The sequence below is a fragment of the Bradyrhizobium roseum genome, assembly GCF_030413175.1.
Lineage (GTDB): Bacteria > Pseudomonadota > Alphaproteobacteria > Rhizobiales > Xanthobacteraceae > Bradyrhizobium > Bradyrhizobium roseum.
In genome coordinates, this window is sequence record NZ_CP129212.1 from 6319913 (window position 1) to 6338781 (window position 18869).

Genomic DNA, 18869 nt, shown 5'->3' on the forward strand with positions numbered 1-18869 from the left:
CACCCGGCGCTATGCGCCGACCTCTCCCCGCAAGAGCGGGGCGAGGTTGAAGACACCGCGGGACCGCTACGCGCCGTTCCAATCCTACTGTGCATGGGGTTGTTTTCGATATTTTGCATTCGGGCGCCTGCAGCGCCCTACTTCGCCGCCTTCGGGATCAGCGCCTTCAGCTTGTCCATGTCCTTGATGTTTATCTTCATGCCGCCGGGCATCATGATGTCGCCGGCCTTCTGGTCACCCTTGCAGGCGCCGAGCCACTTCGCTTCAATCGTCGTCGCGTTGTCGCGCCCGGTGCCGGCCATGCCGCCTTCGCTGTGCGAGGTCGACTTCACCGTGTAGGCCGAATTGAAATCGCCGATGATCTCGGCACGCGACTTGATCGTCATCCCGGCGACGCCGCAGACGGAATCGCTGACATAGCCGGTCGCGGTCTTCTGGATGTCCTGCTTGGAGCAGATCTCCTTGGCCATCGGCGAGAACGACGTGCTCATGTCCTTGTCGGTGGTCTCGTCGGTGCATTGCTGCATCGTCATCTCGGGCTTCGACGCGCCCGCGCTCTGCACCTTCATCTCCCAGAGCCCGGCCTTGCGTACCGGCAGTTCCACCGCGCCGGCGCTGAGCGGGGCCAGCAGGCCGGCGGCAGAAAGGGACCAAACAAAAAATCGTCTCATGGGCGGGCTCCCGCTAAATCTTCAATGACATATCCTCGCGCGACGTGAACACACGCCTCGCGTGGCAAAAACATGTCAGCTCGGAAAATCAGGGCCGGCAGCGCTCAATACAGCGCGCGCAGCGGCCGCTCGGCGGCGCCATAGGGCACCCAGCGGCAGGCAAAGGAGACGTAGCCGCCATAATTTGCCTGCACGCCGAGGAACTTCACCACCTTGCCATAGCGGGCGCAGTGGTCGACGGCGATCTGGCGGGCATCGGCCTGCATCGCGAGCGGATAGGCGATGATCCCGCCGGTGTCATTGCCCTTGACCGGCGGTACGGTGTCGATATCGAGCCAGAACGCCTGCGCTGGCGCACCCGCCATCACGACCAGGGACATCGCGACCAGACACGCCGCCATAATTTTTCGCATCGCAGACTCCGTTTCGCTCAACCCTCACCATAGTGTGCGCCGATGGCCGTGAAAAGAATGGTTGAAGCACGAGGCGGAGTTGGCCGTCAGGTGTTGCCGTGCTGCACTTGACCTCATCAGGGCTTCGCGGCACCGTCTCGCGCGTTGGCTTACCGGCGGATTCCCCATGCGCAACCCATTCACATTCTTGCGATCATTCGGCCTGATGGCGGCAGCTTTCGCCGTGCTGGCCTGCAGCCCCGCCGCGCAGGCCGCCAACCCGCTGGAGCTCAATTTCGGGCTGTTCGGCCCGAAATATGACGGTCGCGTCGGCGAATGCGAGCGGGCACTGCCGACGATCGCTTCGCAGTTCCAGGAAAAGGAAGGCAAGTTCTGGAATTCGTCGCTCGTCATCACCGGCTTCGGACGGGTCCGTGAGACCGCGTTCCGACCCTGGCAGTCCGACAACATCCCGCGCCGCTATTGCAGCGGTGACGTGATGCTGAGCGACGGCAAGATGCGCGCGGTGCACTTCTCGATCGTCGAGGATGGCGGGTTCGCCGGTTTTGGACAGGGCGTCGATTGGTGCGTGGCCGGGCTCGACCGCAACTGGGCCTACGGCCCCGGCTGCCGGGCTGCGAAGCCCTGATTTCCGGCGGCCAGTCGAATTTTGTTCTTGAAATGTTCCTGTTCTCTGCTAGGCTACCGGTAGTCGGGTAGAGGGCCGTCCAATGTATCGATTCCTCGTTATTTCGCGGATTGTGATTTCCCTGGCGCTTTTTGTCGTGTTCGCCGACATGGCGCGGGCGCAGGACCGCCGGCAGAACGCGCCGGGCGAGTTCGATTTTTACGTCCTTGCCCTGTCCTGGTCGCCCTCGTTCTGCGAGGCGGCGGCCGAGCGCGGCAACAGCGGGCGCGCGCAGGTGCAGTGCGAACGGCCCTACTCGTTCGTGGTCCACGGGCTGTGGCCGCAATATGAGCGCGGCTTTCCTGAATATTGCCAGCGCCCGTCGCCGCGGCTCGACCGCAACATCATGACTTCGATGCTGGACCTGATGCCGGCGCCCGGGCTGATCTTCAACGAGTGGGACAAGCACGGCACCTGTTCCGGCCTCGGCGCGCGGGCCTATTTCGAGAGCGTCCGCAAGGCGCGCGCCGCGGTGAAGATCCCGGAGGAATTTCTGCAATTGGCGACGCAGAAGACCATCGCGCCGGACGATCTCGAAGAGGCCTTCATCAAGATCAACCCGGGACTCAGCCGTTCGGCGATTTCAGTGATGTGCCCCAGCCGCCGCCTCAGCGAGGTGCGGATCTGCATGAGCAAGGACATGCAATTCCGCGCCTGCGAGGAAACCGACCGCCGCGCCTGCCGCCGCGACGAGGTGGTGATGCCGCCGGTGCGAGGCGGCTGAATTTCCCTTCCGCCATGCCGATGCGTGGCGGCCTGTTCTACGCAGACAGCCTTCGGGCATCTGCGGTCCCGGTCATCCACGGCCTTATCGTCGTCTGCAGGGCACGTGGATGGCCGGGCCTTATCTCCGCCAAAGCCTGTCAGGCCTTGATATCCACGCTGCCGCCAGCGAAGCTGAGTCGTACCGACCCAGCACCGCCGAGATCGAACGTCAGTGAATCGCCGGAGCCTTTGAAGTTCACGACGGCCTGGCCATTCTGCTGCGTGAGGACGACGTCGTTCAGCGAATAGCCGCTGATCGCGAGATCGACATTGTGGCCATTGACGTCAATGACGTCGTTGCCGTCACCATTGGCGAAATGGACCGTGGTGCCTTCGCCCGTGACGCTGATGCTGTCGTTACCGGCGCCACCGGTCACCGTGGAAGAACTGCGGACCTGGATCGCATCGTCGCCGGCGCCGGCGTCGACAACGGAATGATCATCGGTCGCCACCCGGTCATTGCCATCGCCGGCCGACACCGTTGCATATGAGTAGGTTCTGACGACGTCATTGCCGGAGCCGGCATCGACATCGGCATGGTTGTAGGCTTCGATGAGGTCATTGCCGGCGCCGCCGGTCAGGCTGGCGTTGTCATAGGCGCTGAGGCTGTCGTCGCCGTCGCCACCGTCGAGCGTGGCATTGTCGTAGGCGCTGAGCTTGTCGTCGCCCGCACCCCCGCTCAGAAGCGAATTGGCATAGGCGCTGAGAACGTCGTCGCCTGCGCCCCCGTACAGGACGGAGTCACCATAGGTGGCGATCTTGTCGTTTCCGTTGCCGCCCGAAACGCTGGCATGGTCGTAGGTATTGATGAGATCGTTGCCATCGCCGCCTTCGACGGTCGAATGACCATAGGTGCTCACAGTATCATCACCCGCGCCGGCGGAGACAACGGCCTGGCCGTATGTGTCGATCAGATCGTTACCGGCGCCGGCTTCGATCGCGACCGGCCTAGCACCGGTCCTGATGATGTCGTCCCCGCTACCACCGATGATCTTGAAGAAGTCCAGGCTGGCGGACGCTCCGGCCTCACGGCCGCGGCGCGCGCCCGACCTGTCGGCAAGAAGGGCGTCGATCTGTGCCTGCAGCCGATCGACCACGGGCCGTTCCGCCGATGCCCGGGCGTACAGCTGCTTGGCTCGGTGAGAGATGGTGACGTTGGTGACCGACACGGACACCGATGAAGACGAGAGTGACGATGCGGTGCTTGCGGCAACGCCCTTGCTGGTACCTGCATCCGCCGCGGCGGTGCTGGTTTGGGAAATCGAAAAGGCCGTATAGGACAAATAGGCGGCTGCAATCGTACTCATAAGCAACTTCCCTCGTCTGTTCTGGACGGAACCGGAGAATACGCTCGAGACCGAAATGATCGGTTAAGGCTAGCGATCGACGGCCTCCGGCAATCTACTGACTTCCGTTACGGACACGTCGTCCCGCCGCGCGCGGCTTTAACGACACGGGTTACTTTTCGCGCCGCAATGTCGTAACTGCTTAACAATGAACTACCGACACGCCTTCCACGCCGGCGGCTTTGCCGACGTCATCAAGCACATCGTGCTGGTGCGGATGCTGACCTACCTCCAGGAGAAGCCGGCGCCGTTTCGCGTCATCGACACCCATGCCGGCGCCGGCCGCTACGATCTGACCAGCGATGAAGCGCGCCGCGGCGGCGAATGGCTCACCGGTATCGCACGGGTCATGCAGGCGCGGTTTTCGGAAAGCGCGCTGCCGCTGCTGACCCCTTATCTGGATATCGTCCGGGCGTTCAACGCACCGGGCAAGCTCGAGGCCTATCCCGGATCGCCCCTGATCGCCCGGGCGCTGCTGCGACCGCAGGACCGCCTCACGGCTTGCGAGATCGAGCCAAATGCCCGCCGGCAGCTGATCGACGCGCTGCGCCGCGACGCCCAGGCGCGGGTGGTCGATCTCGACGGCTGGACGGCGTTGCCGGCCTTCGTGCCGCCCAACGAACGGCGCGGCCTGGTGCTGATCGATCCCTCGTTCGAGCAAAAAGACGAGTTCGAAACGCTCGCCGACGGCTTCGCCGAGGCCTACGCGAAATGGCCGACCGGCAGCTATCTGATCTGGTATCCAGTGAAAAGCCGCCGCGCCACCGATACCCTCGCACGGCTCGTCGCGGCCGCAGCCGGCGCCAGCAAGCCGCCCGGCAAGTGCCTGCGGCTCGAATTCAGCGTCGCACCGCAGGCGGCCGGCGGGCCCCTCACCTCCACGGGGCTTTTGATCGTCAACCCGCCATGGACGCTGGCGGCCGAGTTGAAAACCATCCTGCCCGAACTCGAAAAGCCGCTCGGCCAGGGCGGCGCCGGCAGGTTCAGGCTGGAGACGCCCAAGCCCTGAAGACCCCGCCGGTCACGCGAAAAGTGCTATTCGCCATATAGGCAATTCGCGCAAACCCGTATTATGCTCAGACCGTTGGGACTGGCTTTACGTTCCGCTTCCGCGAATGGTTGCGGCGGAGTGATCAAGGCCGAAATAAAATCCAGGTCGGTCGGGGACGTGATTCCGGCCGGCTCAGGTGGCCACAGCTTCCGGCAGCGAATGTCCGGTCGGCGGTTACGCGAATTGCGCGTAGCGGCGGAGCAATACGGGGGAGGAGTTTCCCGATGGCCATGACTGGAACAGTCAAGTTCTTCAATGGAGAACGCGGCTACGGCTTCATCAAGCCCGATGATGGCGGCCGCGATGTGTTCGTTCACATCACCGCCGTCGAGCGGGCCGGACTGAAGGATCTGGCGGAAGGACAGCGCATTACGTTCGAGGTCGAACCGGACAAGAAGGGCAAAGGCCCCAAGGCGGTCAACCTGATGATTTCATCGTAAACGCCGCTTGCTTGGACGCGGACTGATTTGGCTTCGAATGTTTCGCTGGGCACGGCATGGCCACCCAGAGCGTTGCGCCATGCGACGCGCGCACGGCTGACCCAGCCTGCAGACAAAAAAATCCCGGCGGCTTGCGGCCGCCGGGAGTCGATAGAAGGCCGTTTCTTTGTTCTCAGAACCGATAATTCACGCCGGCGCGAACCACACCGAACCGATAGCCATTTGACGCGCCTGTAATGACGAAGTTGCTGTTGGCCAGATCGACATAGAGGTATTCGATCTTGGCGCTCCAGTTCGGGGCAAAACCCATCTCGGCGCCGGCACCGAGCGTCCAGCCCGCATTGGTGTGGGATTCCGACAGGCCGAAGGTGGTGGCGCGCAATTCGCCGAAAGCAAGACCGCCGGTGCCGAAGAACATGATGTTGTTGAAGGCATAGCCGGCGCGGCCGCGGACCGTACCGAACCAGGGGTTGGAGAATTTCCAAGGCGCAAAGGTTTCCTCGGCGCCGGTGGCCTGAATGTCGCCTTCGAGACCGAACACAAAGCCGCCGTTCTGCCAGTTGTAGCCGGCCTGGACACCGCCGACGAAGCCGGACGGCTTGGTCGGATTGTTGGCGACCGAACCCCAGGCATAGCCGAGGTTGCCGCCGAGATAGGGACCGGCCCAGCTATAGGCGTTGAGCGGCTGGTTGACGGTATAGGGTGCGCGCGATCCGTAGAAGTCGGCCGCCCCTGCGGGCATAGTCCAGCAAGCGGCGGTCAGCGCCAGTGCGCCAAATACAGACCTTTTCATCACGCAACTCCACGCAACCGCCGCGAACCAGGCCAGGCAAGACACCGGCGTGGTTACGGAACTCCATGCTTTTCGTGTAAGATTTATCGAGAGTTTTAAGTTAAAGGCTTGTTAAGCCGGGTTACCGCCCGCTCATCATTCTTAACAATGGGTTACCGACGCATTCGCAGGTTCGACGCGAGCGCTGGCGATGCCGCCCCTCAGCGCTTAATTTAGGCCCATGGATCACGATTCGACCGACCGACCGGAGCCCCCGCGCAAGGCGCGGCGGGGTTCTCAGCCGGATCTTCCGCCGCAGGAACTGACCGCCGCCGACGTCGACCCCGCGACGACAGTCGCCGAGGAGGACGACGAGGCGCGGCTGCCGGAAACGGCTGAAGATGCCGGCGATGAAGCGGCTGAGGCGATGGCCGAAGGCACGCTGGCGGTCGGACACGCCGCCATCGAGAACGCGGTGCGGCTGGCGCCGACCTCGCCCGGCGTCTACCGCATGCTCAATGCCGCCAGCGACGTGCTGTATGTCGGCAAGGCCAAAAACGTACGCAAGCGGCTCTCGTCCTACGCGCGCGTCAACGCGCCGCTGCCGGCGCGCATCCTGCGGATGATCGCCGCGACCGTGACGGTGGAGATCATCTCCACGACGACAGAGACCGAAGCGCTGCTGCTGGAAGCCAATCTGATCAAGCAGTTGCGGCCGCGCTTCAATGTGCAGCTGCGCGACGACAAGTCGTTCCCCTACATTCTGATCACGGGCGACCATTGGGCGCCGCAGATCCTCAAACATCGCGGCGCGCAATCGCGACCCGGGCGTTATTTCGGACCGTTCGCAAACGCCGGCGCCGTCAACCGCACCATCACGGCGCTGCAGCGCGCCTTCCTGATCCGCTCCTGCACCGACGGCTTTTTCGAAAGCCGCACCCGGCCCTGCCTGCTCTATCAGATCCGCCGTTGCTCCGGCCCCTGCACGCGCGAAATCGACTTCCCCGGCTACGGCGAGCTGGTGCGCGAGGCGAGCGACTTTCTGTCCGGCCGCAGCCATGCCGTGAAGCAGTTGCTCGCCGGTGAGATGGAGAAGGCGTCCACCGAGCTCGAATTCGAGACCGCGGCGCTGTATCGCGATCGCCTCGCCGCACTGTCGGCGATCCAGTCGCAGCAAGGCATCAACCCGCGCACCGTGGAAGAAGCCGACGTGTTCGCGATCCATCAGGAGGGCGGCTATTCCTGCGTGGAAGTGTTCTTCTTCCGCACCGGCCAGAACTGGGGAAACCGGGCCTATTTCCCGAAGGCCGAGAAATCGTTCACGCCGGAGGAGGTGCTGGGCGCATTCCTCGCGCAATTCTACGACGACAAGCCGCCGCCGAAGCTGATCCTGCTGTCGCACGAGATCGAGGAAAGCGCGCTGCTGGCGGACGCACTCTCGGTCAAGGCCGGCTTCAAGGTGGAAGTCTCGACACCGAAGCGCGGTGAGAAGAAGGAACTGATCGCCCACGCCCTGACCAATGCGCGCGAGGCGCTCGGCCGCAAGCTCAGCGATACCGCGACCCAAAGCCGGCTGCTGCAGGGCATGGCGACCACGCTCGGGCTGCCGCAGGTGCCGAAGCGCATAGAGGTCTATGACAACAGCCACATCCAGGGCACCAATGCCGTCGGCGCAATGATCGTGGCCGGACCGGACGGCTTCATCAAGAACCAGTACCGCAAGTTCAACATCAAGTCCGAGGGACTGACGCCCGGCGACGACTACGCGATGATGCGCGAAGTCCTGGAACGGCGCTTCAAGCGGCTGTTGAAGCCGCCGGAGGGCGACGCTGCAACGGCCAAGGCCGACGATGATTCATTTCCACAATGGCCCGATCTCGTCATCATCGACGGCGGCCGCGGCCAGCTCAATGCCGTGCGGGAGATTTTCGAGGGCCTCGGACTTGCCCGGGTCTCGCTGATGGCCGTGGCAAAAGGCCCGGAACGCGATGCCGGGCGGGAGACGCTGTTCATGCCGGACCGTGAGGCGATCAAGCTGGAGCCGCGCGACCCGGTGCTGTATTTCATCCAGCGGCTGCGCGACGAGGCGCACCGCTTCGTGATCGGCTCGCACCGCAAGCTGCGGAAAAAGGACATCCGGGAGGCGGGCCTGCAGGAAATTCCGGGCATCGGCCCGTCACGGAAACGTGCCTTGCTGCATCATTTTGGAACGCTGAAGGAGATCGAACGGGCATCGATTGCGGACCTTGGCAAGGTTCCCGGCGTCAGCGCCGAGAGTGCCCGCAAGATTTTCGAGTTTTTCCATGCACAGCCGGGTTAAATGGAGTGCGGGTTTCACATGGGCGTCTCCTGCGACAGATGAATTAGGCCCGCACGGTTGACCTTCACGCTCCAGCGGTATTGGTAAGACGGATGAACATTGCGACCACCAGGGGACAAACCAAGAGTCTGTCCCTGCCGAATATCCTGACCTACGCGCGCATCGCCGCCATTCCGGTGGTGGTCGGCTGCATCTATTGGCAATCCATCATGGATGGCCCACTGTGGCTGCGCTGGGTGGCGCTGGCAGTCTTTCTCGCCGCGGCAGTCACCGACTATCTCGATGGCTATTATGCACGAATCTGGGACCAGCAATCGGCCTTCGGCCGGATGCTCGATCCGATCGCCGACAAGCTGTTGGTAGCATCCTGCCTCCTGATGCTTGCGGCCGACGGCAGCATCAATCGCTGGACGCTGTGGGCGGCGTTCGTGATCCTGTGCCGCGAAATCCTGGTTTCGGGTCTGCGCGAGTACCTCGCCGCGTTGCGCGTCAGCGTACCCGTGACCCAGCTTGCGAAGTGGAAGACCACGGTGCAACTGGTGGCGATCGGCTTCCTGATCGCCGGCGAGGCCGGCGAAGCGATACTGCCCTGGACCACGCTGATCGGCATCATCCTGCTGTGGATCTCGGCGCTTGTCACGATCTACACCGGCTGGGATTATTTCCGCGCCGGCATCCATCACCTCATCGAGGAGGATGAGGGATGAGGGTGAAATATTTCGCCTGGGTGCGCGAACGGGTCGGCGTGGCCGAGGAAACCGTCCAGCCCCCTGCCGACGTGCGCACGGTAACCGACTTGATTGGCTGGCTCTCCAGCCGCGGCGAAGCCTATGCCTACGCGTTTGAGAAGCCGAAGGTGATCCGCGCCGCGATCGACCATGCGCATGTCAAGCCGGACGCGGCGATCGCGGGCGCGCGCGAGATTGCGTTTTTCCCGCCGATGACCGGCGGCTGAACCCCAGCCATGTCCGTCACCGCGACCATCCGAATCCAGGAAGCCGATTTCGACGTCGCGCAGGAGATCGCGGCGCTGAGCAAGGGCCGCACCGACGTGGGCGCTATTGTTACCTTCAGCGGCGTCTGCCGCGGCAGCGAAAACGGCGAACCGATCGCCGCGCTGACGCTGGAGCACTATCCCGGAATGGCCGAGGCCGAGATCGGGCGCCACGCCGACGAGGCGCTGGCGCGCTGGCCCTTGCAGGGCCTCACCATCATACACCGCTTCGGCCGCATCGCGCCGGGCGAGAACATCGTGCTGGTCGTGACGGCGTCGTCGCATCGGCAGGCAGCGTTCGAGGCGGCGGACTTCCTGATGGACTACCTCAAGACCAACGCGCCGTTCTGGAAGCGCGAGGAAAGCGAAAAAGGCACGAGCTGGATCGAAGCGCGCGACCATGACGATGCCGCCGCCGCGCGCTGGACCAAACCCTGATGGCCAAACGCACCAAGCCCCCGGCAAAGCGCGGCCCGGCCGTTTCGAAACTCCCAAAGGTCGGTGCGGGCGAATTGCTGACGTTGCTCGATTTCGTCCGCTACGCCGCCAGCCGCTTCCTCGAAGCCAGGCTGGTGTTTGCGCATGGCACCACCGATCCGGTCGCGGAAGCCGCCTTCATCGTTTGCGAGGCGCTGCATCTGCACCCCGACCAGTTCGAGAGTTTTGCGATGGCACGGGTCACCGCGACCGAGGGCAGAAAGATCCTCGACCTGATCGCGCGCCGCGTCACGACGCGAAAACCCGCAGCCTACCTCGTCAACAAGATCTACATGCGCGGCCTGCCGTTCTATGTCGACGAGCGCACCATCGTGCCGCGCTCGTTCATCGGCGAATTGCTGGAGGATCATTTCGGCGGCAGCGACGACGAGGATGCCGGCTCGCTGATCTCGGACCCGGGGAGCGTGGAAAGCGTGCTCGACCTCTGCACCGGCTCGGGCTGCCTTGCCATTCTGGCGGCGCGGAATTTTCCCAATGCCGAAATCGACGCGGTGGATATTTCAAAGGGTGCCATGGAAGTCGCCGCACGCAATGTCCGGGATTACGGGCTGGAGCACCGGCTGACGCTGCACCGCGGCGATCTGTTCGAGCCGCTGGACGGCAAGCGCTACAATTTGATCATTTCCAATCCGCCCTATGTCGATGCGGAAGGCATGGCCGATCTGCCCCGCGAGTGCCGTGCCGAGCCAAAACTTGCCTTCGACGGCGGGGCTGACGGGCTCGACATCGTCAGGCGCATCCTCGGCCAGGCCAAAGCGCATCTGACGCCGCAGGGCGGGCTGTTATGCGAGATCGGCCGCTGCCGCCCGCAACTCGAAGACGCCTATCCGCATCTGCCGCTGCTCTGGCTCGACACCGAGGATTCCGAGGGCGAAGTGTTCTGGATCGCCGCCGCCGACCTCTGATCCGGCGGATTGCGCGGAAATATCACGGCCCGTTGGCGTTCCGGTTTGGCGGCGAAACTGGTAGCTTGGCGGCAATCCGCCCCCAAACTGAAAAGAGGCCGCCATGCTGGACAAGAGCCCCCGCCCCGCCGGTGTCAGCGTTCCGAACGACCTCGCCGCGCATTGGATGCCGTTCACCGCGAACCGCGCCTTCAAGAAGAACCCGCGGTTGCTCGCCGGCGCGAAAGGCATGCACTACATCACGGTCGACGGCCGCAAAATCATCGACGGCGCCTCGGGCATGTGGTGCACCAATGCCGGTCATGGCCGCACCGAGATTGCATCCGCCATCGCCAAGCAGGCCGAGGCGCTCGACTATGCGCCGCCGTTCCAGTTCGGCATCCCGCAGGCGTTCGAACTCGCCAGCCGCATCGCGGAGCTCGCGCCCGATGGCCTCGACCATGTCTTCTTCTGCAACTCCGGCTCGGAAGCCGCTGACACGGCGCTGAAAATCGCGCTGGCCTATCACCAGATCAACGGCCAGGGCAGCCGCATCCGCCTGATCGGCCGCGAGCGCGGCTATCATGGCGTCGGTTTCGGCGGCACGTCGGTCGGCGGCATCGTCGGCAACCGAAAGATGTTCGGCTCGCTGCTGACCGGCGTCGACCATTTGCCGGCAACCTATGACCGCGACAAGCAGGCGTTCAGCAAGGGCGAGCCCGAGTATGGCGCGCATTTCGCCGACGAGCTGGAACGCATCGTCAATTTGCACGGCGCCAACACCATTGCGGCCGTCATCGTCGAGCCGATGGCGGGATCCACCGGCGTGCTGCCGGCGCCGAAGGGCTATCTCAAGCGGCTGCGCGAGATCACCCAGAAGCACGGCATCCTGCTCATCTTCGACGAGGTCATCACCGGCTATGGCCGGCTTGGCTTCGCCTTTGCCGCCGAACGCTATGGCGTGACGCCCGACATGCTGACCTTCGCCAAGGGCATCACCAACGGCGCCGCGCCGATGGGCGGCGTGCTGGTGCGCGACACCATTCATGACGCCTTCATGAGCGGACCGGAACACGTCGCCGAACTGGCGCATGGCTACACCTATTCGGCGCATCCGCTGGCCTGCGCTGCGGGCCTGGCCACACTCGACATCTATCGCGACGAAAAGCTGTTCGAGCGCGCCAACAAGCTTGAGCCGAAATTCGCCGACGCGGTGATGTCGTTGCGCAATGAGCCCGGTGTCGTGGATATCCGCACCGTCGGCCTGACCGCCGGCATCGATCTCGCAGCCGTGGCGGACGCGCCCGGCAAGCGCGGTTTCGCCGGACTGAACAGCGCCTTTCATGACAATGATCTGATGGTGCGAGTCGCCGGCGATACACTGGTGCTGACCCCGCCCTTGATCATGACCGAAGACCAGATCGGCGAGATCGTCGAAAAGGTCACCAAGGTGATCCGCGCGACCGCGTAGGCGCGGGCGGGAACCTTCGAAACCACCCGGCGTTCATCCCGGCGGCAGAGGCGATCATGCCTCCCGCCGCTGGAGGATGACGGAAGATGCTTGCGCTCTCGGGTAACCTGCTGCGCGCCGGGATCGGACTGAAACTCAGCCAGATCAAGATAGCGACGCGATCCTATTTTCGCGACCGGACCAGCCAGGCTACCGGGACCATGACATCGTATGCGGTAGCTGCGGGACTGTTTGCTGCGGCCGGCGTTTTCCTGATCGCCGCCAGCCTCGTCGGCACCATCGCGCTATATCGCTGGATCGCTATCCATTACGGGCAATTTTGGGCTTTCGGTGCGATCGGCGGCTTGCTGGTGATACTGGCTGCCATCTGCGCCGGTGTGGCCGCGGCCCGACTGAAACGACCCCCGCCGCACTTTCCCTCCCTCACCAGCCGGCTTCGGGTGGCGATCAAGTCCAATCCACTCAAACCCGACCAGATCGAAGCCGCGCGCGACAGCGCCGCTGCGGTCGCGTTCGCGCCCTCGGCGCCACCATCCGGCACGCGCGCATCGACCAGCGCACCGCAATCAAAGCCGGCGCTCAGCAACAGGAACATTCAGGCCGGCCTCATCGTGGCGGCGACGTTGTTGGGCTGGGCGGCCACGCGAAGGCGAGCGCAGGCACGGCAAACGGGCGTTTGATGCCACGCGCGCGGCATGAGGATAATCGTCTGCTGCTGATGGCGGCGACCGCCATCCTCGTCCTGACCGCACAGCGCTATTTTCGGGCCGGATCGCGCGGCCAGTCGACGGATTTGTCGATTGTGCCTGCCGGCGCCCTGCCTCGCGAACAACTTGTGCAGGCCCGCAACCCGCCCGCGGCGGGGCGCGCGCGTTGGAAAGCGATCCTGTGGCGCCTGTACGAACGCTCCAATGATGACCGTCTGCTCGCCACCGCGGCGGGCGTGGTGTTCTACGGACTGCTGGCGGTGTTTCCGGCCGTGACGGCGCTGGTGTCCTCCTATGGCCTGTTCGCCGATCCCGCCACCATCGGGTCCAACCTGCAAACGCTGGCGCTGATGCTGCCCGAGGGCTCTTTCCAGATCGTGCAGGACCAGATTGCCCGGGTGCTTGCCAAGGGGCCGGCGGCGCTCGGCGGAACGTTCCTGTTCGGCCTCGCGCTTGCCCTCTGGAGCGCCAATGCCGGGGTCAAGGCGATCATCGACGCGCTCAACGTCGCGCATTCGGTGCGCGAAACGCGCAGCTTCATCCGGCTCAATTTGCTGTCGCTTGCGCTGACGGCCGGCGCCATCACGGCCTTGCTGCTGATGGTCGGCGCGGTGGTGGCGTTTCCGCTGGCGTTCGATCGCGTCGGCCTTGGGCCGGTCGGCGGATTCATCCTCAGCCTGGCCCGCTGGCCATTGCTATTCGCGGTGCTGCTCGTCGCGTTGAGCGTCCTCTACCGGTTTGGGCCGGACAGAGCTGCGGCGCGGTGGGAGTGGATGGAAGCCGGCACGCTCGCGGCGGCTGTGCTGTGGATCGTCGGCTCCTCAGCGTTGTCCTGGTATCTTTCGAATTTCGGCGACTACGACGCCACCTACGGCTCGCTTGGCGCCGCCATCGGCCTGATGGTGTGGATGTGGATGTCGACCACCATCGTGCTGTTCGGGGCGGAGCTCAATTCGGAGATCGAGCGTCAGTCCGCTTGATGCTGCAGCCGCCAGTTCCGGCCGTGTCAAAAGAACACTAGCTCTGCGAATCAACATTGATGCTAAGGTTGCCTGCGCTCGGGGAGCGCAGGGCGAACCATGTTCGAAACTTCCGTGTTTTCCCGGGCAACTAAAGTTCGGACCTGAGAGCGTAGCGCGCGCATGATTCGCATTTCGACGATTTTCATCGCCATCTGCATGGTGCTGGTTGCAGCTTCCCTCGGCCTGGTCCTGCACGCGGTAGCCGGCTTCAACGGCACGGAATCGGCGATCGTGGCGCTCACCGCGCTGACCTTCCTGATCCTCTACAACGCCGTGTCGATGCGGCTGCGCGACCGTTCCGACGTCGGCGGCCAGATCGCGGATCTTTCCCGCGGTACCGCCGACCTCGCCCGGCAGGTCGCCGAATTCGGCCGCCGGCTCGCCGCGATCGAGGGCCGGGTGGTATCGGCGAACTCCACCAACTCCGACCGCATCCAGGCCGTGCTCGGCGAGATCAACGAACTCGGCGGGCTGGTCAAGCAACTGGCCATCTCGGTGGCGAGCCATGAGGATCTGATTGCCAGCGCGGCGGCCGCTCCCCCCGCCCCATCTGTCAGGCCGCATCCCGAGCCGGCGGAACAACCGGCGCTTGCCGAGCGGGCATCGCTCCATGCCAGGCCCGTGCCGGTCGCCCCCGTCAAGCCGCCCGCTTCGGTGGTTGCCGTGGAAGCTGCGCCCTCGCGCAGCCAGCCGCAGCTGTTGGCCGCGGTGAAGAACGCCGTCGAGGAAAACCGGCTCGACATCTACCTGCAGCCGATGGTGACGCTGCCGCAGCGCAAGGTTCGGTTCTACGAGGCGGTGACGCGGCTGCGTGACGACAAGGAGCAGATTCTCGCCGCCGACGATTTCATCTCGGTGGCCGAGGCCGGCGGGCTGATCGGCAAGATCGATCACATGGTGATGCTGCGCTGTGTCCAGGTGTTGCGTCGCCTGATGGTGCGCAACAAGGACGTCGGCGTGTTCTGCAACGTCTCGGCGGCCACGCTCGGCAATCCCGCCAATTTCTCCCAATGCCTCGACTTCCTCGAGGCCAACCGGGCGCTGGCGCCGTCCTTCATTCTCGAATTCAGGCAGGCCACCTTCCGTCAGCTCGGCCCGATCGAAATCGAGAATCTCGCGGCCTTGTCGCAGCGCGGCTACCGCTTCTCGATCGACCACGTCACCGATTTGCGGATCGAGCCGCGCGACCTCGCCGACCGCGGCGTCCGTTTCATCAAGGTACCGGCCGCATTGTTGCTCGACCCCAAGCAAGCCTCGACCGCGGACATCCACCCGTCCGACCTTTCCGACCTGCTCGGCCGCTTTGGCATCGACCTGATCGCAGAAAAGATCGAGGGCGAGCGCGCGGTAGTGGACCTGCTGGACTACGACGTCAGGTTTGGCCAGGGCTTTCTATTTGCGCCGCCGCGGCCGTTGCGGCCCGAAGGGGCATCTGCTACCGGCGGGGCGCCCGCAACCAAGGAATCCGGCGCGTCCAATGGCTCCAGCAACACCGTTCCCATGCCCGGCCCGGCCGCCGAGCCCCCGATGCGGGCGACCGGCAATGCCGCACTGGCACGCCGCGCCGCGGGACCGGGCTAACGGGCTTTCAAACCCATGACCTCATTGCGTTTCGTGGAGCGGCTGAGCGACCTCGTGGACGGCGTGGAGGTCATCCTCTCCGACATCTGGGGCGTGGTGCATAACGGGCTGGAGTCGTTTCCCGAGGCCTGCGCGGCACTGCATACCTATCGTCAGCGCGGCGGCACCGTCATCCTGATCACCAACGCGCCGCGGCCGGCGGATTCCGTGCAGCGCCAGTTGCGCAAGCTCGGCATCGCCGACGAAACGTATGACGCCATCGTCTCTTCCGGCGACCTGACGCGGAATTTCGTTGCCGACCATCCCGGCAAGAAAATTTTCTGGATCGGTCCGGAGCGCGACTCGTCGATCCATCGCGGGCTCGACGCCGTCATGGCGCCGCTGGAGCAGGCCGACTACATCGTCTGCACCGGCCTGTTCGATGACGAGACGGAGTCGGCGGAAGACTATCGCGGCATGATGCTGCAGGCGCGCGAGCACAAGCTGCCGCTGATCTGCGCCAACCCCGACATCGTGGTCGAACGCGGCGACCGCCTGATCTATTGCGCCGGCGCGATCGCCGAGCTGTACCGCGAACTGGGCGGCGAGGCGATCTTTTACGGCAAGCCGCACCGGCCGATCTATGAACGCGCCATGGCGCTCGCCGCCGAACGGCGGGGCAAACCGACCCCGCTCGACCGGGTGCTGGCGATCGGCGATTCGGTGCGGACCGACCTCACCGGCGCGCTCGGCTTCGGGATCGATTGCCTCTTCCTCACCCGCGGCATCCATTCCGAGGAGTTCGAGGGCATCGACCAGCTCGATCCGGCCTCGGTGAAGGAGTTGTTCGGCCATCCGCCCCGGGCGCTGATGCGCGAGCTCAAATGGTAGCGAGCGGCGGCTAGCGCTGCGTCGTCATGGCCGGGCTTGTCCCGGCCATCCACGTCTTCTCAGGTTGCGGCAGCAAAAACGTTGATGCCCGGGACAAGCCCGGGCATGACGGAAATTCTTGCTGATGAAGCGGAGTGTTCGCGGCGTCTTACGCCGTCGCCATGTCCGGGAAGACCGCTTCGATCTTGGTCTTCAGCGTCGCCGCGTTGAACGGCTTGACGATGTAGTTGTTCACGCCGGCCTTCTTGGCGGCGATCACGTTCTCGGTCTTGGATTCCGCCGTGATCATGATGAAGGGCGTGGTGGCCAGGTTGGGATCGGCACGGACCTCCTTGAGCAGGTCGTAGCCGGTCATGGGCTCCATGTTCCAATCGGAGATCACGAGGCCATACTTCTTGCCGCGCATCTTGTTCAGCGCCGCCGAACCGTCGCTGGCATCGTCGATGTTGTCGAAGCCGAGCTGCTTCAGAAGATTTCGGATGATGCGGATCATGGTGCTGTAGTCATCGACCACCAGAACCGGCATGGACAAATCAACCGCCATCTTTTCCCCCACTCAACGCTAACGCCACAATCTATCGATAGCCCTGCGCGACCCGCAGTCCTCTCCCAAGCTGTAACATCAGCCGTTAAACAGCGCGTTAATCGGGGAACGGCGGATTGCATTCGTTTTAGCTCGATTTGCCCGGCTTGACTTCGAAGGGCCCCCCGCGCCACGGTCCGACCGTGCGCCCCCGAGATCCCAAATCCCCTAAAGAATCCTTGAAATGACGACTGAATTCACCGTTATCCGAGACACCACGCCTGCCGCCGCGATTCCCCGGGGGGCCGTGGTCGCCATGGGCAATTTCGACGGCGTCCATCTGGGGCACCGGGCCGTGATCGACGCGGCCCTGCGGATGGGCCGGGCCGGCGGCAAGCCGGCCTTTGCCGTGACCTTCGAGCCGCATCCGCGCAGCTTTTTCAGCCCGAACAGCCCGCAGTTCCGCCTCTCCGACGAGGCCAGCAAGCTGCGGCTGCTGGCCGGGACCGGGCTGGACGGGGCCGTGGTGATGACCTTCGACAAGACCCGCGCCGGGACCTCGGCGCAAGATTTCATTCACCATGATCTGATCCAGCGCCTCGGCGTCAGCGGCATCGCGGTCGGCTACGACTTTCATTTCGGCAAGGGCCGCGCCGGCTCGCCGAGCCTTCTGGTCAGCGAGGGGCCGCGGCTCGGTATCGAGGTCGACGTCCAGGCCCATATCGACATCGAGGAGCGGCCGGTATCGTCCAGCGCGATCCGGATGGCGCTGGCGGAGGGCCAGATCGACGAGGCCACCGCCATGCTGGGCGGGCCGTGGTTCGTCAGCGGCGAGGTGATCCATGGCGAGAAGCGTGGCCGCGATCTCGGCTACCCCACCGCCAATATCCGCCTCGACAAGAATTGCAGCCTCAAGCACGGCATCTATGCGGTGCGGGTCGGTCGCGGTTCCGAGCGCATCGACGGCGTGGCGAGCTTCGGCCGCCGCCCCACTTTTGATAATGGTGCGCCGCTGCTCGAGGTGTTCCTGTTCGACTTCAAGGGCGACCTTTACGGAACCGCGCTCGACGTCGCCTTCATCGCCTTCATCCGTGACGAGCTGAAATTCGACACCATCGAAGCGTTGATACGCCAGATGGATGACGACAGCGCGAAGGCGCGCGCGGCACTGGCCGCGGCGCCGGACGCCTTTCCCCGGCTGGGAGCGATCGGTTGACCAAAACCGAAAAGCAGAAAATGCTCGCGGGCGAACTCTATCGCACGGACGAGGAACTCGGCGCCGAACAGGCTGCGGCCAAGACATGGATGGTGCGCTACAACGCGGCGTTGGCGGCACCGGTTTCCGAGCGGCACGCCTTGCTCAGCGAGCGTCTCGGCCGCGTGGGCAAGGACGCCGTTATCCGTCCGCCCTTCCACTGCGACTACGGCTACAACATCCATCTCGGCGATGGCGTCTTCCTCAACTTCAACTGCGTCATCCTGGACGTCGTCGAAGTCACGATCGGCGACCGCACCCAGATCGGACCGGCCGTGCAGATCTATGCCGCCGACCACCCGCGCGACGCCGAAACCCGAAAGACCGGCCTCGAGTTCGGCCGCCCGGTGCGAATCGGCAGCGACGTCTGGATCGGCGGCGGCGCCATCATTCTGCCGGGCGTCACGATTGGCGATGGAGCGGTGATCGGCGCCGGCAGCGTGGTCACCCGGGATGTCGGCCCGGGCGTCACAGTTGCTGGAAACCCGGCCCGGCCGCGGCAGACCTGATACGGCGCCTGGCCGCTCGCCCTTTGCGCTTCGGCCCTCCCCCTGCTATGGAAAGCCCCCATGTTTGCGCGGCGCATCATCAGCATTAGCGGCCCGGCTTCCGCCTGAGC

The 18869-nt window shown here is 64.4% G+C and carries 21 protein-coding genes; 16 read left to right on the forward strand and 5 right to left on the reverse strand.

Annotated features, from left to right (window positions below):
- Positions 1-137 precede the first annotated feature (137 nt).
- Positions 138-671, reverse strand: coding sequence for a DUF3617 domain-containing protein (locus QUH67_RS29920; protein WP_300943087.1), 534 nt, complete (start codon positions 669-671; stop codon positions 138-140).
- A gap of 104 nt (positions 672-775) precedes the next feature.
- On the reverse strand, positions 776-1084 hold the full coding sequence (locus QUH67_RS29925; protein WP_300943088.1) for a hypothetical protein: 309 nt from the start codon (positions 1082-1084) through the stop codon (positions 776-778).
- Positions 1085-1289: 205 nt separating this feature from the next.
- On the opposite strand from QUH67_RS29925, the gene QUH67_RS29930 reads away from it, so the two are divergent.
- Positions 1290-1712 (forward strand): hypothetical protein, encoded by a 423-nt coding sequence (locus tag QUH67_RS29930; RefSeq protein WP_407080489.1) that lies wholly within the window; start codon positions 1290-1292, stop codon positions 1710-1712.
- 148 nt (positions 1713-1860) lie between these two features.
- Positions 1861-2475: a ribonuclease T2 gene (locus tag QUH67_RS29935; RefSeq protein ID WP_300948223.1), complete on the forward strand. Its 615-nt coding sequence runs from the start codon at positions 1861-1863 to the stop codon at positions 2473-2475.
- A 139-nt stretch (positions 2476-2614) separates the two neighbouring features.
- On the opposite strand, the gene QUH67_RS29940 is transcribed toward QUH67_RS29935, so the two are convergent.
- A complete protein-coding gene (locus QUH67_RS29940) occupies positions 2615-3799 on the reverse strand; it encodes a calcium-binding protein (RefSeq protein ID WP_300943090.1) in 1185 nt (394 codons plus the stop codon).
- A 211-nt stretch (positions 3800-4010) separates the two neighbouring features.
- Between QUH67_RS29940 and QUH67_RS29945 the strand changes: the two genes are divergently transcribed.
- Positions 4011-4871 carry a 23S rRNA (adenine(2030)-N(6))-methyltransferase RlmJ gene (locus QUH67_RS29945; protein ID WP_300943091.1) on the forward strand — a complete coding sequence of 287 codons (861 nt, stop codon included), beginning with the start codon at positions 4011-4013 and terminating at the stop codon, positions 4869-4871.
- Between the two features lie 266 nt (positions 4872-5137).
- A complete protein-coding gene (locus tag QUH67_RS29950; RefSeq protein WP_300943092.1) occupies positions 5138-5353 on the forward strand; it encodes a cold-shock protein in 216 nt (71 codons plus the stop codon).
- A gap of 172 nt (positions 5354-5525) precedes the next feature.
- Here the strand turns inward: QUH67_RS29950 and QUH67_RS29955 are convergent, their stop codons facing one another.
- Entirely contained in the window at positions 5526-6146 is a 621-nt protein-coding gene (locus QUH67_RS29955; protein WP_300943093.1) for an outer membrane protein, read from the reverse strand.
- A 220-nt stretch (positions 6147-6366) separates the two neighbouring features.
- On the opposite strand from QUH67_RS29955, the gene uvrC reads away from it, so the two are divergent.
- From uvrC to QUH67_RS30005, 10 genes are all read left to right on the forward strand, one after another.
- The gene (gene uvrC, locus QUH67_RS29960) at positions 6367-8445 is read left to right on the forward strand and encodes an excinuclease ABC subunit UvrC (RefSeq protein WP_300943094.1); all 2079 of its coding nucleotides are present in this window, start codon (positions 6367-6369) and stop codon (positions 8443-8445) included.
- 92 nt (positions 8446-8537) lie between these two features.
- Positions 8538-9152 carry a CDP-diacylglycerol--glycerol-3-phosphate 3-phosphatidyltransferase gene (gene pgsA, locus QUH67_RS29965; RefSeq protein WP_300943095.1) on the forward strand — a complete coding sequence of 205 codons (615 nt, stop codon included), beginning with the start codon at positions 8538-8540 and terminating at the stop codon, positions 9150-9152.
- Positions 9149-9400 (forward strand): molybdopterin converting factor subunit 1, encoded by a 252-nt coding sequence (moaD, locus tag QUH67_RS29970; protein WP_300943096.1) that lies wholly within the window; start codon positions 9149-9151, stop codon positions 9398-9400. Before pgsA ends, moaD begins: the two co-directional genes overlap by 4 nt.
- Positions 9401-9409: 9 nt before the next feature.
- Positions 9410-9877, forward strand: a complete 468-nt coding sequence (locus tag QUH67_RS29975; RefSeq protein ID WP_300943097.1) for a molybdenum cofactor biosynthesis protein MoaE — start codon at positions 9410-9412, stop codon at positions 9875-9877.
- Complete coding sequence (gene prmB, locus QUH67_RS29980; RefSeq protein ID WP_300943098.1) at positions 9877-10842, forward strand: 50S ribosomal protein L3 N(5)-glutamine methyltransferase; 966 nt, start codon at positions 9877-9879, stop codon at positions 10840-10842. Before QUH67_RS29975 ends, prmB begins: the two co-directional genes overlap by 1 nt.
- Positions 10843-10945: 103 nt before the next feature.
- A complete protein-coding gene (locus QUH67_RS29985; protein WP_300943099.1) occupies positions 10946-12292 on the forward strand; it encodes an aspartate aminotransferase family protein in 1347 nt (448 codons plus the stop codon).
- A gap of 86 nt (positions 12293-12378) precedes the next feature.
- Complete coding sequence (locus QUH67_RS29990; protein ID WP_300943100.1) at positions 12379-12972, forward strand: phage holin family protein; 594 nt, start codon at positions 12379-12381, stop codon at positions 12970-12972.
- Complete coding sequence (locus tag QUH67_RS29995; protein ID WP_300943101.1) at positions 12972-13979, forward strand: YihY/virulence factor BrkB family protein; 1008 nt, start codon at positions 12972-12974, stop codon at positions 13977-13979. Before QUH67_RS29990 ends, QUH67_RS29995 begins: the two co-directional genes overlap by 1 nt.
- A gap of 162 nt (positions 13980-14141) precedes the next feature.
- Positions 14142-15602: an EAL domain-containing protein gene (locus QUH67_RS30000; RefSeq protein WP_300943102.1), complete on the forward strand. Its 1461-nt coding sequence runs from the start codon at positions 14142-14144 to the stop codon at positions 15600-15602.
- Between the two features lie 15 nt (positions 15603-15617).
- A complete protein-coding gene (locus QUH67_RS30005) occupies positions 15618-16472 on the forward strand; it encodes a TIGR01459 family HAD-type hydrolase (RefSeq protein WP_300943103.1) in 855 nt (284 codons plus the stop codon).
- Positions 16473-16620: 148 nt separating this feature from the next.
- On the opposite strand, the gene QUH67_RS30010 is transcribed toward QUH67_RS30005, so the two are convergent.
- Positions 16621-17016: a response regulator gene (locus QUH67_RS30010; RefSeq protein WP_057835874.1), complete on the reverse strand. Its 396-nt coding sequence runs from the start codon at positions 17014-17016 to the stop codon at positions 16621-16623.
- Between the two features lie 223 nt (positions 17017-17239).
- Between QUH67_RS30010 and QUH67_RS30015 the strand changes: the two genes are divergently transcribed.
- Positions 17240-18211, forward strand: coding sequence for a bifunctional riboflavin kinase/FAD synthetase (locus tag QUH67_RS30015; protein WP_300943104.1), 972 nt, complete (start codon positions 17240-17242; stop codon positions 18209-18211).
- Positions 18208-18759: a sugar O-acetyltransferase gene (locus tag QUH67_RS30020; RefSeq protein ID WP_300943105.1), complete on the forward strand. Its 552-nt coding sequence runs from the start codon at positions 18208-18210 to the stop codon at positions 18757-18759. The genes QUH67_RS30015 and QUH67_RS30020 overlap by 4 nt, the downstream gene beginning before the upstream one ends.
- Positions 18760-18869 lie beyond the last annotated feature (110 nt).